Source organism: Pseudoalteromonas ulvae UL12, from assembly GCF_014925405.1.
GTDB classification, from domain to species: Bacteria; Pseudomonadota; Gammaproteobacteria; order Enterobacterales; family Alteromonadaceae; genus Pseudoalteromonas; species Pseudoalteromonas ulvae.
In genome coordinates, this window is the sequence record NZ_AQHJ01000023.1 from 565,910 (window position 1) to 581,614 (window position 15,705).

Annotated in this window: 11 protein-coding genes; 5 read left to right on the top strand and 6 right to left on the bottom strand. The window is 40.9% G+C overall.

Features of this window, described 5'->3' with window-relative positions; genetic code table 11:
* Positions 1–111 precede the first annotated feature (111 nt).
* Entirely contained in the window at positions 112–1,299 is a 1,188-nt protein-coding gene (locus PULV_RS06090; RefSeq protein ID WP_193331167.1) for a sensor domain-containing diguanylate cyclase, read from the top strand.
* A 31-nt stretch (positions 1,300–1,330) separates the two neighbouring features.
* On the opposite strand, the gene PULV_RS06095 is transcribed toward PULV_RS06090, so the two are convergent.
* From PULV_RS06095 to PULV_RS06110, 4 genes are all read right to left on the bottom strand, one after another.
* Positions 1,331–1,963, bottom strand: a complete 633-nt coding sequence (locus tag PULV_RS06095; RefSeq protein WP_193331268.1) for a 3'-5' exonuclease — start codon at positions 1,961–1,963, stop codon at positions 1,331–1,333.
* 102 nt (positions 1,964–2,065) lie between these two features.
* Positions 2,066–3,904 carry a DUF294 nucleotidyltransferase-like domain-containing protein gene (locus PULV_RS06100; RefSeq protein ID WP_193331168.1) on the bottom strand — a complete coding sequence of 613 codons (1,839 nt, stop codon included), beginning with the start codon at positions 3,902–3,904 and terminating at the stop codon, positions 2,066–2,068.
* A 100-nt stretch (positions 3,905–4,004) separates the two neighbouring features.
* Entirely contained in the window at positions 4,005–5,729 is a 1,725-nt protein-coding gene (locus PULV_RS06105; RefSeq protein WP_193331269.1) for a sodium:solute symporter family protein, read from the bottom strand.
* Positions 5,730–5,740: 11 nt separating this feature from the next.
* Positions 5,741–6,004 carry a DUF4212 domain-containing protein gene (locus PULV_RS06110; protein WP_086742431.1) on the bottom strand — a complete coding sequence of 88 codons (264 nt, stop codon included), beginning with the start codon at positions 6,002–6,004 and terminating at the stop codon, positions 5,741–5,743.
* 411 nt (positions 6,005–6,415) lie between these two features.
* Between PULV_RS06110 and PULV_RS06115 the strand changes: the two genes are divergently transcribed.
* The 3 genes from PULV_RS06115 to purU all read left to right on the top strand — a co-directional run bounded on the left by PULV_RS06115 (position 6,416) and on the right by purU (position 11,422).
* Positions 6,416–9,865: a PAS domain-containing hybrid sensor histidine kinase/response regulator gene (locus PULV_RS06115; protein ID WP_193331169.1), complete on the top strand. Its 3,450-nt coding sequence runs from the start codon at positions 6,416–6,418 to the stop codon at positions 9,863–9,865.
* Between the two features lie 226 nt (positions 9,866–10,091).
* Entirely contained in the window at positions 10,092–10,445 is a 354-nt protein-coding gene (locus PULV_RS06120) for a DUF3718 domain-containing protein (protein ID WP_193331170.1), read from the top strand.
* 143 nt (positions 10,446–10,588) lie between these two features.
* Complete coding sequence (gene purU, locus PULV_RS06125; protein WP_193331171.1) at positions 10,589–11,422, top strand: formyltetrahydrofolate deformylase; 834 nt, start codon at positions 10,589–10,591, stop codon at positions 11,420–11,422.
* A gap of 55 nt (positions 11,423–11,477) precedes the next feature.
* On the opposite strand, the gene PULV_RS06130 is transcribed toward purU, so the two are convergent.
* Both PULV_RS06130 and acs read right to left on the bottom strand, forming a co-directional pair.
* A complete protein-coding gene (locus PULV_RS06130; protein ID WP_086742427.1) occupies positions 11,478–12,131 on the bottom strand; it encodes a response regulator transcription factor in 654 nt (217 codons plus the stop codon).
* Positions 12,132–12,214: 83 nt separating this feature from the next.
* Positions 12,215–14,155, bottom strand: a complete 1,941-nt coding sequence (acs, locus tag PULV_RS06135) for an acetate--CoA ligase (protein WP_193331172.1) — start codon at positions 14,153–14,155, stop codon at positions 12,215–12,217.
* 380 nt (positions 14,156–14,535) lie between these two features.
* On the opposite strand from acs, the gene PULV_RS06140 reads away from it, so the two are divergent.
* Positions 14,536–15,696, top strand: coding sequence for a DcaP family trimeric outer membrane transporter (locus PULV_RS06140; protein ID WP_193331173.1), 1,161 nt, complete (start codon positions 14,536–14,538; stop codon positions 15,694–15,696).
* The last annotated feature ends 9 nt before the right edge of the window (positions 15,697–15,705 follow it).

A 15,705-nucleotide genomic window follows, 5' to 3' on the forward strand; every position in this document is an offset into this window, starting at 1 on the left:
CCTATCAGTAAAACCCGCTTTTTCAGTGTTTGAGTTCACAAACCTCTCTGATAATACTATCTTTATTGAATGAGTACTTTTTCATTCTAAACTTTATCAAAAGGAACGCTTATGGCACTCACTGGTTTAAATGAATCCGGTGTAATTGACCGTATGACAGACATTGTTGCCTGCCTCAATAGCAGTGACTCCATACAGCGTTTTTTACTCGACATTCATTGTATTTTACAAAAAGTCACCTATGCCGATAATTTTTATGTTGTGCTTCTGGGTGATGATGACCGCCTTACTTTTCCTTATTTTCATGATGTAAAAGATGACTTTGATGCCGAAGAACTCAATGGTATTGAGCTCAATGATTTGGCCAGCACCCTTACTTATTACGCTTTAGCTCAACAAAAAGTCTGCAACTTTAATCTATCACAACTCACAGAGCTGATTGAAAAAGGCGAAGTTAAGGTCCTTGGCTCTCTACCACAACAATGGCTGTGCTTTCCCCTCATGATCAGAGAAAACTTTTTAGGCGCATTCATTATTCAGTCTTATCGACGGGAAGACGAGTATTCAGGTGTCATGGTTGATGTGCTCTATACCATCAGCCATGTTATTGCCTCCGCCCTCGATGCATTTAATAATCAACAAGCTTTATATGAAGCTAATCAGCGCTTAGCTCAATATCAAAATGAATTAGAACATCAAGTTGAATCTCGTACAAAACAACTGCAAAACAGTCTCACTGAGCTACAACGAGAGGTGGATCAACGAAAACAGCTCCAGACTCTCCTTGAGTTTGATTCACTTCACGATAGCTTAACCGGGCTTGCCAATCGAAAATCACTCTTTAATGAACTCAAACGAATTTCTGCACGCCTTGATCGCCAACCAGCGTATGTTTATCTGTTATATCTTGATTTAGATGGCTTTAAACCGATTAACGATACATATGGCCACCATGCTGGCGATAAAGTATTGGTTGAAGTCAGCAAGCGGATGATCAAAGCAATGCGAGGCTATGACTTAGTCGCACGTATTGGTGGGGATGAATTTATTATTGTCATCGATCAGGCGCTGGATGAAGTTGAACTCACGCAAATAGCCGAGCGTTTAATTACTGATATTCACCAACCTATTGAAATCGATGCCTACACGCAGGTCACCAGTGGGATCAGCATAGGCATTGCTTTTACCACTTTATCAGAACAAGTTGGAGAGCCCCTCGTGCAACAAGCAGACAAGGCGCTTTATCAAGCCAAAAATAGCGGCAAAGGCTGTTTTCAAATTTACCAATCAAACTTGTAATTTAGCCACTGACAGTCTGCGGCAGTATTGACTAAACTAGCTGGCGCAATGCAATCCCTTTTCCGGAAGTAATTTTATTGAGCTGCGCTAAAAAAAGCTCAGCAGTGGCGAGCGCATCCGTTAAGGCGTTATGTGTTAAATACTCAGGCAAACTATAACGGGCACGACATGCCGCTAAATTCAAATCATCAAAGCCAATCTCTTGCCCTTGTAGTGATAGTCGTTTGTGCTCGATTTTCATGGTATCAACCATGACAGTGGCAGCAATTGGCATATTAAACTGACCAAATGCATTTTTTAAAAATAACCAGTCGAGTTCGGCATTATGAAAAACCAATACATATTTATCTAATAAGGGCCTAAGCTGCTGTAGCGCTAAAACCAACGGCACTCCACCTTCTAAAGCATGGCTGTCAATACCATGGAAAATTGGGCTTTGTTTGAGCTCATTGACATGGGCATTAATAAAGTGCTCACTTTGACCGACAAATATCCGCTGATCTTCAATGGGTAACCAAGCTAAAGACACGATTTCATCCTGTTTAGGATTGAGGCCGGTCAACTCCAAATCAATCACTAAATATTTAGCGCGAAAACAATTTTGCTGCAAGGTATCTTGCAACTCAGGGGAAAACCCCAATAACCGTTTTAAGGTATTAAACATACTCACGATAACTGTTCCTTCTTTACTTAATCAGGCTACACCCGATAAGTCGTTAGTTGCCGAGGCCACCCACTCCTTGCGAGGCAAAATTCAGGCAAATAGTTATAAACTGCCTCGTGCAAACTTAAATGCAGCGGCTTGTTGCGCTTGTTTTACGAGGAAAAATGCTTCTTTCAGTTGATGCTTTTCTAATGATGTTAATGTCTCTGGGTTAATACAGTTACTTGGTAATCCCTCTTGGTTGATCTGGCTTCGTAAGCGCAGCTGGGTCAGAAAACGCCAACAATCTTTGAGATCATATAAATCCCGCTTATTGTTTGCTTGTGCTTTAACAAGTAAATCGATGCGCTCAACGGTATTAGCTGCTTTAACCCCTTTGCTCAATGCGTACAAACGCACAATGTCATTTATGATGACTACGCCGCGTTTCTTTAAATCTAAATATTTGTATTTATGGGGTGTCTGCTCAAGTTTAAATTGATTAAACAAACCAATCGGCACTGAATTAGTATTAATATCGGTGGCCATTGAAGCAAAGAAAATCTGATTTTTACTCATTTCACTGAGTTTCAAACTAAAGCTTTTATAGAGCTCATTCGAGCCTTCAACAAAACGTAAATCAAAAAATATCTTACAATTTAAGACCGCTTGCGGTGATGGACTGCTCACCCAATGGGAAAACTTCGCCAGCCACGCAGATATCGATAAACAACACTCAGGTGAGCTAGCCATTATATTGCCAGGACATTTTACAATGCCACATACACTGAGTTGCTCACAGACAAACTCCCCCATCGCCGCAAAATATGACTGCTGAGCAGCAGTGAGTTCATCGGGTAATAATAAGCCGTTATCTTGATCTGAATGAAGAGTTTGCTCTTCCCTTGCTTGTGAGCCAAAACATATCCAGCTAAACGGCGTTGGTGCTGCGCCATGATCTTCTTGAAATAAATAAATTAGCCGCGATGTGAGCGCATCAGTAATGCCGCTGAGTAATTTCCCAATCAAGCTGATATCTTCAACTTTATGAGAAAAACCCTGTAATAATTCAGGTATTTCCATCGCATAGCGTTTTACATCAGCTACAGTGGTAGCCTTATAAATGCGCCCAATAAGTTGGACTGGATCTGATTTTTGCTGACGAAGTAAATCAGTGCTGGTTAACATACCGAGGGGTTTATGATTTTCATCTAGGACAGGTAGATGATGAATATTGTGCCGTAGCATCAGATGTAAAGCCGAAAAAACTCGGTTATTTTCGAAGATGTACTTAGGTTTCGCACTCATGATTAAACTGACCGATTCTCTTGGATCGAGCTCAGTGGCTAATACACGGTTACGTAAATCCCGATCGGTCACCACGCCAACAAGGCGCTCATGCTCCATCACCATAATGGATGACACTCCATGTTGGCTCATCTTTTTCGCCGTTTGGCGAATACTGGCATCAGGCGAAAGTGTCACTGCGCCCTTATTCATCACTTCAGAAATTCGACGCTCAGACCAATTATCTGCTTTATTTTTATAATGCGTTGATAACAAGCGGTTGGCATGTGCACGCACAAAATACTGTTCAAACGCTTTGTATTGATGGCGTAAAAAATCAAACGCATCTTGTTCAAGTAGATAAACAATGCCATCAGTCTGAACTTGTAGTTGATTTTGAATGTCATCTCCCGTCAATAGCGACGGGTAACCAAAATATTCACCTTCAGAGAGACGAGCCACCAATTCACCATTTGGCTCAACTAAATCAAACGATCCAGAGCGAATTAAATACAAATTAGGGGCTTGATTATTAAGCCATTGATGCTGATTTTCTTTGCTTACATACACAACCTGCAGATGCGAGACAAAATAATCCGTTGCAGCAAAATCGAGCTGATTAAAAGGGGCTTGTTCGCTAATAAAGCGTAATAACTCTTTTTGTTCAATGGTCATGATCGTTACCAATTGTATAGGCTAAGCCCACTGTACTGAAACTGGATAAAAAAAAAAGCTCGACGTTAGTCGAGCTTCATTTTGTTACCATGCTAAAAGTTTAGTGTGCATGAGCTGTTTCTGAGCCTTTCGGGTTACGAATACTCTCAACCATCTCTTGAACTTCTACCGGTGTTTCTGCTGTTAATTTAAGAACAGCAACCGCAACCACAAAGTTCACTAACATACCAATTAGACCAATCCCTTCAGGTGAAATCCCAAACAACCAGTTAGCTGGAGCATTCAGCTCTGGGCTAACAAACTTGAAGTAAATGATATAACCTGCCGTGAAGGTAATACCCGATACCATACCGGCAATCGCGCCTTCTTTATTCATCTTCTTAGAGAAGATCCCCATAATAATTGCAGGGAAGAAGCTTGCAGCTGCCAAGCCAAAGGCAAACGCAACAACAGAGGCGACAAATCCAGGCGGGTTAATACCAAAGTACGCCGAGACACAAATGGCCACCATCGCCGCTAAACGCGCTGCCATTAGCTCCTGTTTATCTGTGATATCAGGTTTAAAGGTCCGTTTAAGTAAATCATGAGAAACCGACGTTGAAATAACCAATAATAAACCTGCCGTTGTTGAAAGCGCCGCAGCAATACCACCCGCCGCAACTAATGCAATCACCCAAGCAGGTAAATCTGCAATTTCTGGATTCGCTAATACCATGATGTCACGGTCAATTTTAACTTCGTTTGCTGAATTTTGGTCTTCAATTTTGCCAGCAGAGTAGAACATTTTGCCGTCGCCATTTTTATCATCAAACTTAATTAAACCTGTACGCTCCCAGTTTTTAACCCACGCTGGCGCATCCGCATACACAGTACCACTACCATCTTTACCATTGATTGTATCAATCATGTTCACTCGAGCGAATGATGCAACTGCAGGAGCGGTCGTGTACACAATCGCAATAAATACTAAGGTCCATGCAGCAGAAATACGCGTGTCTTTAACACGTGGTACCGTGAAAAAGCGAACAATAACATGAGGTAAACCAGCAGTACCTACCATTAAGGCACCCGTGATGGCAAAGACATCAATCATGCTCTTTGAGCCTTCAGTGTACTGGGCAAAGCCGAGTTCTGTGCTCAGACCATCAAGTTTATCAAGCAAATACATGCCTGAACCATCACTTAATGTTGCACCAAAACCGGTTTGTGGCAGGACGTGACCTGTCATCATCAATGAGATAAAAACAGCTGGAACTAAATAAGCAAATACTAATACACAGTACTGAGCAACTTGCGTATACGTGATCCCTTTCATGCCACCCAAAACAGCATAGAAAAATACTATCACCATACCAATGTACACACCCGTTTCGATTTCAACTTCTAAGAAACGAGAGAACACCACGCCTACACCACGCATTTGGCCCGCGATGTATGTAAAGCAGATAAAGATTGCACAAATAACCGCAACCGTTCTGGCCGTTTGAGAGTAATAACGATCTCCGATGAAATCTGGAACCGTGAATTTACCGAACTTACGCAAATAAGGTGCAAGACACAGTGCTAATAAAACATAACCACCAGTCCAACCCATCAGATAAACGCCGCCATCATAACCAGCGAACGAGATAATACCAGCCATCGAAATAAACGACGCAGCGCTCATCCAGTCAGCTGCTGTAGCCATACCATTTGCTAAAGGAGGCACACCGCCACCAGCAACATAAAACTCTTTAGTTGAACCCGCTCGCGCCCAAATTGCGATGGCAATGTACAGCGCGAAACTTGCGCCGACAATGATAAAGGTGAGTGTTTTTACATCCATCATTTTAATCCTTATTCATCTACGCCATATTTTTTATCTAACGCATTCATTTTGTACACGTAGAAAAAAATCAAACCAACAAATGTATAAATTGCACCTTGCTGCGAGAACCAGAAGCCCAATTTAAAACCAAAAAAGCGTATTTCATTGAGCACATCCACCAATAAGATGCCAAACCCAAACGAAACTACAAACCAAATCACTAAAAGCTTAAACATGAGAGACAGATTTTCTGACCAATATGCTTTCGCTTGTTCTTCATTTTTAAAAGCCATTTTTATCCCCTTACATCACACTCATAATGAGCAGTGATTGTATTAATTGTCACCATTGACTCTAGCAATGCTCGGCATCATTTAAATTGAGACCTTAGTCGTAACAATTGATTAACCTTTCCGTTTACGTAAAGGTTGTGGCAGACAAATATAAATGTAAGACACTGAAAATTAAGCGCTTTAATGAAGGGTGTCTTTTTGAAAAGATGCATATGAAAAAATTACAGACCCAATGCGACATTAGTCTTAGATTGAAGGTAAATCGAAAATCACCTACAACTTACTTTTTAAAAACAACAACTTAAAAACAATCAAACGCAATTTCTGTAAACTGAACTGATGATTGAAAATGGTACTTTTGTACTTCGTCATGGTAGAGTTTATAAACTAAAAAAATAACACATCATTGCCATGACTTTTTTTCTTATTTTTGTCGCACTCGCCTATATTGCCGTCTTATTTTGGCTGGCTAATTGGGGGGATAAAACCAGCGCCAAAGCGAGTAAAATTACCCGCCATCCATTTGTATATTCACTTGCGCTCGGTATTTACTGCACATCTTGGACGTTTTATGGCGCAGTCGGCACTGCGGCGAACAATGGCTGGAGTTATCTGCCTATTTTGCTCGGTCCTGCACTACTGTTTATATTTGGCCAAGGTTTTTTGCATAAGCTTGTCGTCGTCAGTAAAAAACAAAACATTACCACCATTGCTGATTTTATCTCCTCTCGTTACGGCAAACGCCAATTTACCGCAATTTTAGTGACAGTGATCGCACTGCTTGCCACTATTCCCTATATTGCATTGCAATTAAAAGCGCTCAGTACCAGCTTTGTTTTACTCCAATCAAGCAGTGGCATATCAGGGCCACTCTTGGCCTTTATTGGTACTTTGATGATGGCGTTATTTGCTATTTTTTTTGGTACTCGCAAAGTCGATGTCACTGAGTACCGCTCAGGCCTAATGCTGGCCATTGCGTTTGAATCCTTTATTAAACTCATCGCTCTGATTGCCGTTGCAGGATTAGCCATTTACATTTTTAGTGATTACCAGCCTGGGATGATGGCATTTTTTCAAAGCCAAGATGCATTTGATCATTGGCAACGTAGCGATTTTTTTAGTTTCACCTTTATTGGTCAAGCCTTAATGGCTGCCGCGGCCATTATCTGTTTACCACGACAATTTCATGTCACAGTAATCGACAATCAAGATCCAAAGCACCTTAAAACAGCGCGTTGGGCCTTTCCGCTCTATTTACTGTTAACCGCAGCTGTGATCATTCCTATCGCGACGGCAGCAATGCATCCACTTATTGGCGGCGAATTTGCCCCTGATAGCTTTGTTTTAGCCTTACCACTGGCTCACGGGTTTGATGTTATTGCCATTTTAGTCTTTGTCGGTGGCTTGTCGGCCGCGACTGCAATGATCGTCGTTGCCACCTTGACACTCAGTACGATGATCTCTAATGACGTTGTATTACCGCTCATGCTGCGCCGAAAATTTAGACGTAACTTAATTACCACAAGTTATAAAAAACGCATTTTACTGGTACGCCGCTTGACCATCGCCTTGATTTTGTTTCTCTCCTATTTCTATCAACAAATGGTCGGTGATCAGTCTGCACTAGCCAGTATGGGGTTAGTTGCATTTTCTTTAGTGACTCAGCTTCTTCCAGCTATAGTTGGTGGCTTATATTGGCGTAAAGGCCATGCATACGGTGTTTATGCTGGCTTAATGGCTGGCATACTATGTTGGATGTTGTTTTTAATGCTGCCCATGCTTGAGGGAGTGCCCGCAGGAGAGTATGTATCCCAACAAAGCATCATCACACAAGGGACATTTATTGCCCTTTTTGCCAATATTATTTGTTATATCAGTTTTAGCTTAGGTGCCCATGAGCGTTTGGTTGATAAAATTCAGGCTTCCGCTTTTGTAAATCCTCGTGCCTCAGAAAACTCAGCAAAACGCGCAACTAAGCGTATCAATGCAAATATCTACGATCTCAAAGTCTTGCTACAAACTTTTTTAGGCATTGAACGCGCAAAACAAATTTTGATTGAATACGCCATGATGCATGAAATGGGCGATGATAATAGCAGCCCAAGCATCAATTTTGTTGAGTATTGTGAGCGCTCACTGGCAGGTGTACTAGGCGCATCTACTGCTCGCGCAATTATGGGGGCGGTGATTTCTGGTAAACAGATGGCTTTTGAAGAAGTCGTCAATTTTTTTGATGAAACAACACAAGCGTTACAGTTTAATCAAAACCTTCTGTACACCGCATTAGAAAATCTCAGCCACGGCATTTCGGTGGTGGACAAAGATCTCAAACTGGTTGCTTGGAATAAACGCTATATTGAAATGTTTGAATATCCTGAAAATTTTCTTGAATCAGGACAGCCAATTGAAGAGGTGATCCGCTTCAATGTTAATAAGGGTGATTGTGGCCCGGGAGAGTTCGAAGACCAAGTACAAAAGCGGGTGCAGCATTTAAAAAATGGCACCCCACACCATTTCACGCGAAAAAGGCGCAATGGCAAAGTATTTGAAATGATAGGTAACCCACTTCCTGATGGTGGGTTTGTCACCTGCTTTTCTGATGTCACCAATCATATAAATACTCAAGATGCGTTAGAAGAAGTCAATATAGACCTCGAAAACAGAATCGAAGTGCGTACGCAACAAATTAGGTCAATTAACAAAAACCTCGAAGCACAAATAGTTAAACGCGAACAAACGGAACAAGCTCTTCAGCAAGCAAAAATGGAAGCTGAAAAAGCCAATGAAAGCAAAACGCGCTTTTTAGCCTTGGCCAGTCACGACATTCTACAGCCCCTCAATGCTGCTCGGCTTTATTTGGCGGCTATTGATGAAGCACAACTCAATGCCCCTAACAAAAGCGCTCTGGATAAACTAGGTGATAGCTTAGATTCAACGGTGCATTTAATGTCTGCTCTACTGGAAATAGCTAAGCTCGATCAAGGTGCGATGACACCAACTCCCCGCCATTTTTCAATTAGTGATATTTTACAGCCTCTTTCCAATGAATATTCTATTTTATCTAAAGCAAAAGGCCTGCTTTTAAAAATCAAAGAATGCGATACGGTTGTGCATAGTGATACCACTTACCTAAGACGTATTATTCAGAATTTAGTATCCAATGCAGTTAAGTACACACAGACAGGTAAAGTATTGGTACTGTGCCGCAAAAGAGGACTGCATTTACGAATTGAAGTCTGGGATACCGGGCCTGGAATTTCTGAATATGAGCAACAGCGCATTTTTAATGACTTTTATCGTATTAGTAAAACGGATAACAAAGGAGTCGGGCTGGGTTTAGGTGTGGTAAAAAGGATGGCCGATTTACTTTCCATTCCACTTTCGCTCACCTCCGTAGTTGGAAAAGGCAGTTGTTTTAGTATCGAAGTGCCTTTAGGTGAGCCTGCATTAGTTCAACAGAAACCATCAAATTCGTCACAATTGAGCCAAGATAAAACGTTAACTATTTTCATGGTCGATGACGAACAAGAAAATTTAGCCGCTATGAGTACTCTGTTAGATAAATGGTTTGTAAAGTATAACAGTACTGATAACGTCGATGATGCCCTTACGTATGCACACACACATTGTGCCCCTGATGTTATTTTAATGGATTACCAACTTAGCAATGAATGTGATGGCGTTAGTTTAATATCACAACTGCGTGACATTTGGCATAAACAGGTCCCTTCTATCCTAATTACTGCGGTGCGCGATGACAGCTTAAAGCAACAAGTTAAAGAGCTTAATATTCATTATTTAAGCAAGCCGATAAAACCAGCCAAATTAAAAGCTTTGTTAAACCATAACAGTCGGTTGTAACGATTGTTATGGCATTTAACTTTACATTCTGATTAAAAAACAAACCGAAAAATAATACAAAAGGATGGAAATAAACTTTTTTACTAGTAAAAGCATGCAAAACCATAAAAATTAACTAAACTATCACGTAGATAAATGTAAGTACCTAATTTAGTTATTTATATTAGTCACTTAGCATCAAATTGCTAAGTAATATTTATCATAATAAATACTCACGGGATAAAAAATGAAAAAGACTTTACTCTCACTTAGTGCTATCGCACTTACTTCCACTCTTTTTACAGCCAATGTCAGTGCCAATGACGAAGTATCTACACGTATTTGTGAGTACACACAAATAGATGATAAATCTCGTCTTCGTTCATTTTTAAAAGATAAGAATTTAAAAATCCGCACTGTTTTTGACAGTATTCAATGTAACGGTGAAAACTTATTACAGTTCGCAGCTTCATCTAAAGCCCTTAATACAGGTGAGTTTATTATCGGCCAACTTCCAAAATCTGTTGTTGCTGATAATTTAGCGTCGATTAAAGAAAAATCTCCGCATCTTCATATTGCTGCTGAGCAACGTGTTAACTAAACGTATTCAGTTATAAGAAAGCTGGCTTTTGCCAGCTTTTTTTATGTCATCGCTTTGGCAATGGATATAAATCTTGTTCTGTCATTCGCTTCGTGGTAACTATCTAAGACGTTTACGTAATCTTATGATGGAATGAGGAAACCATGAAGAAAGTATTATTAACAGACTGTCCTGATGAAAAAGGTCTCATCGCAAAAATAACCAGTCTCTGCTTCGAACACCAACTTAACATAGTCAAAAACAATGAATTTGTTGACAATATTAACTCTCGATTTTTTATGCGCACAGAACTAGAGGGTGACTTTTCTAATCATAATTTAATCCCCCAACTCGCGCGGATTTTGCCACCCAAAAGCCACCTTAGGCTAGAAGGTCAAGACAAACAAAAGGTCGTCCTGCTAGCGACAAAAGAAGCCCATTGTTTGGGTGGTGTATTACTCAAATGCTTTGAAAATGCACTTAATATTGAAGTCGTCGCTGTCATTGCAAATTACGATACACTCGCTCCTTTGGTTGCGGGGTTTAATATACCTTTTCATGTTATCAGCCATGAAGGACTCACTCGCAGCGAACATGATAAAGCTGTCGCCGATAAAGTAGCTCAATACCAACCAGACTTGATTGGCTTAGCTAAATATATGCGCATTCTTACTCCTGAGTTTGTGCAGCAATTTAGTGGGAAAATTATCAATATTCATCATTCATTCTTACCCGCTTTTATTGGCGCTAAACCATATCAACAAGCGTATCAAAGGGGAGTTAAAATTATTGGGGCGACCGCACATTTCGTCACAGATGAGCTCGACGAGGGGCCAATCATTACTCAAGATGTCATCCATGTGACTCATGACAACGATGCAGCGGCTTTAGCACAACTTGGTAGAGATGTTGAAAAGAATGTATTTTGCAAAGCCTTGCAACTAGCAAGCGAGCACCGCATCTTCATTAATGATAATAAAACGGTGGTGTTTAGATAATGGCACATTAACGTGTTAAATAACTTTTACACGTTAATGTATTTTTCAAAAGGTATTAATTGCTTTCTGTTTGCGGTTCTAGTTGTAATTTAGAGGCAATTAGTACTGCTTGAGTTCGATTATAAACGCCAAGCTTTCTGAAAATAGCTGTGATATGGGCTTTTACAGTTGCTTCAGAAATACTTAACTCATAAGCAATTTGCTTATTGAGTAACCCTTCATGTAAATAACTCAGCACACGGTATTGTTGCGGTGTTAGTGACGCTATTTGCGCTGCTAACCCGATGTCATCATCGCTTAAGCCTGCTACTTGATCTTTGAGTTTGCTCGGTAACCAAGTGTCTCCTTCTAAGACAGCTGATACACCTTGCGCGATTTCAGCTGAAGAGGATGATTTAGGGATAAATCCCATTGCTCCATATGCCATGACTTTAGAAACAACTTGGATGTCTTCACTACCAGAAACAACTGCAATAGGTAATTCAGGGTAATCCTCTCGGATGCGGATCAGCCCGTATAAATCATCATTGCCAGGCATGTGTAAATCTAACAATAACAAATCGAGCTCATCATGCTGTTTCAGTAGGTCTAATGTGGCATCAAAGTTATCCGATTCGAATACCTCTAATTCAGCAAACGCTGACTTTAACGCCCCCTTTAATGCCTCCCTAAATAAAGGATGATCATCCGCGATCAAAAACTGGCTCATTATCTACTCCTAATAAAATCGGCTGTTATCTTAACAGGTAACAGCCGATATCTTACTTGTTGAACTATCGAATTAGCAACCTTTTAACGGTTTAGGCGATTTTCGATAAGCTCCTCAACAACACTAGGATCTGCAAGTGTAGACGTATCTCCTAACTGCTGATGCTCGTTTGCAGCAATTTTGCGTAAAATACGACGCATAATTTTCCCCGAACGAGTTTTAGGAAGCCCAGGAGACCATTGAATCATATCGGGAGATGCTATTGGACTCAGTTCTTTACGGACCCAATTACGGACATCTTTCGTTAACTCTTCCGTAACAGCCACCCCATCGTTTGGCGTGAGATACACATAAATCCCCTGCCCTTTGATGTCATGAGGGTAACCTACTACCGCGGCCTCTGCGACAGCTTCATGAGCCACTAACGCACTTTCTATTTCAGCGGTACCTAAACGATGTCCTGAGACATTTAATACATCATCAACACGGCCTGTAATCCAGTAGTAATCATCTTCATCACGACGACAACCATCACCGGTGAAATAAACACCAGGGTAAGCAGAAAAGTACGTTTGCTCAAAACGTTCGTGATCACCATAAACTGTTCGAGCTTGCGATGGCCAGCTATCTAAAATAACAAGATTACCATCTGTTGCTCCAGTTAAAGTATTGCCTTCTGCATCATACAATGCAGGCGAAATACCAAAAAATGGACGAGTCGCAGAACCTGGTTTCATCGCAGTCGCACCCGGTAATGGTGTGATCATCATGCCACCAGTTTCTGTTTGCCACCAAGTATCAACGATTGGACATTGACCATTACCGATTTTTTCATAGTACCATGCCCACGCTTCTGGATTAATTGGCTCACCCACCGATCCTAAAATGCGAAGACTGGTACGCGAAGAGGTGGCTGTTGGCTCCTCACCTTTAGCCATCAAAGCCCGAATTGCTGTTGGAGCAGTATATAAGATTGTGACATTATGCTTATCAACAATCTCCCCCATACGCCCTGCAGTTGGGTAAGTAGGCACCCCTTCAAAAATAACTTGTGTGCAACCATTTGCGAGCGGGCCATATGCGATATAACTGTGGCCTGTGATCCAACCCACATCGGCACTACACCAATAAATATCGTCTTCTTTTAGATCAAAGACACATTCATGAGTCAATGATGTATAGACTAAATACCCAGCCGTGGTGTGCACCACGCCCTTCGGCTGCCCAGTTGAGCCCGAAGTATAAAGGATGAACAAAGGAGCTTCTGCATCCATTACCTCAGGTTCACACGTAGTGGCCTCATCGGCGACTAAATCATGCCAATATACATCGTGTTCAAACCATTCAACTTCACCACCAGTCAACTGATGAACAATAACATGCTCAACAGTTGTGACCGTTTCTTGAGAAACAGCTTCATCAACATTGGCTTTTAACGGAACGGCATTGCCGCCACGGCGTCCCTGATCGGAAGTAATGACCACTTTCGCACCAGAATCTCGAATGCGATCAGCAATAGCTGACGGCGAAAAGCCACCAAAAACAACAGAATGAATCGCACCAATACGCGCACAAGCTTGCATTGCATAAACAGCTTGAGGGGTCATTGGCATATAAATAGCAACACGGTCACCTTTTTTAACCCCTAGCTTTTTTAAGCCATTTGCCAATTTACATACTTCATCATGTAATTGCTGATACGTTATATGGGCGACATCTTCAGGGTTATCCCCCTCCCAAATGAGTGCAACTTTATCTGCTTTATCTTTTAAATGGCGATCAATACAGTTATATGACACATTTAATTGACCATCTTCATACCAACGGATATCAACATGACCTTGATCAAAAGACGTATTTTTTACTTTAGTGAATGGTTTTATCCAATCAAGGCGTTGACCTTGCTCGTGCCAAAATGCAGCTGGGTCATCAATCGACCATTGATATAACTCTTGATACTTTGCTTCATCAATCAATGCATTTGCTTTTACTGACTCTGGTACTGGATAAATACTTTCTGACATAACCGTCTCCCTAAAATTCTTGCTAACAGCATATACCCAAAGAATTACCCAGCTACCTATTATTAAATATTAGACCTTAGTATGAGAGCGCTGCTTGTTTGTTCAAGATCAAACCATTAACGAATATTTTTTACTTTAATTACAAGTTAACTTCCTCTTGAACAGTTCTCAACCTGCTTAAGGCTCATGGACCTATTAAGTTTGCTAAACCCTATAAGCTTCTGTATACAAGAAACTTTATAGATTAACGTTGTGATTCAAACCTTGTTTTTATTACATAATTTTAACAAGTTACACCTTAGTCGTATAGACCAATAGGTAATTGAGCAAAATCTATTCATAAACAACATTACTTAGGCACGTTCAATTGGGATACAGTGATGAAAACAATTACATTAACAAAAAAATTAAGCGCTATTGCAGTACTAAGCGCCCTTAGCTTTGGCGCGAACGCTGCGTCTATGGACAATACAACTGTCAATTATGGTGGTTACGTTAAGCTCGATGCGATGTGGAGCGACTTTTCTGCAGGTGCAATTTCAGGTGATAGCATTGGTCGTGACTTTTATGTTCCAGGAACAACACCTGTTGGGCCTGATGCAAAAAACAATGACCCCGTCTTTGATATGCATGCAAAACAATCACGCTTCTTCTTCGGAACTGACACTAAGTTAGACAGTGGAAAAAGCATTAAAACAAAAATTGAACTCGACTTTTTAGTCACCCCTGGTGGCAATGAGCGCGTTTCAAACTCATATGTACCAAGACTACGCCAAGCATTTTTAACCTATGATGGCTGGTTGTTTGGTCAAGCATGGTCAAACTTCCAAAACGTTGGCGCCCTTCCTGAAACCCTAGATTTCGTAGGCCCAGCTGAAGGGACGGTCTTCAACCGTCAAGCCATGATCAAATATACAAAAGGAAACTGGTCATTCTCTGCAGAAAATCCAGAAAGTACCATTACAGTCAACGGTGCACGCGTCGAGACTGATGATGCTGGCTTACCTGATTTATCAGCTCGCTATACCCATAATGCTGATTGGGGTCAACTTGTTGTCACAGGCTTAGCTCGACAACTGAAGTATAATAAAAATAATGTTGATGCGACACAAAGCGCTTACGGCGTAAGTGTTTCTGGCAAAGTGAACATTGGAAATGACAACATAAAATTTATGCTGACTCAGGGTTCAGGTTTAGGACGCTATGTAGGCTTAAATGCAGCTAACGGCGCCGTATTGAATGGTGATGATCTTGATGCAATTGATTCGACGTCTGGATTTGTTGGTTATCAACATCATTGGAGCAATAAAGTACGCTCTACCTTCTTGTATTCATTTTTTGAAGCGGATAACAATACAGACTTAGCTTCAATGTATGGTAGTCCAACAAAGTCGAGTACCAGTTATAGCGCTAACTTGCTTTATTCTCCTGAGAAAAAGCTCACTTTTGGTGTCGAATTGAAGCATGCAAATCGTGAAATAGAAAGTGGAGTTGATGGCGATTTAACTCGTTTACAATTCTCAGCTAAGTACGTTTTCTAAAAAGAATTA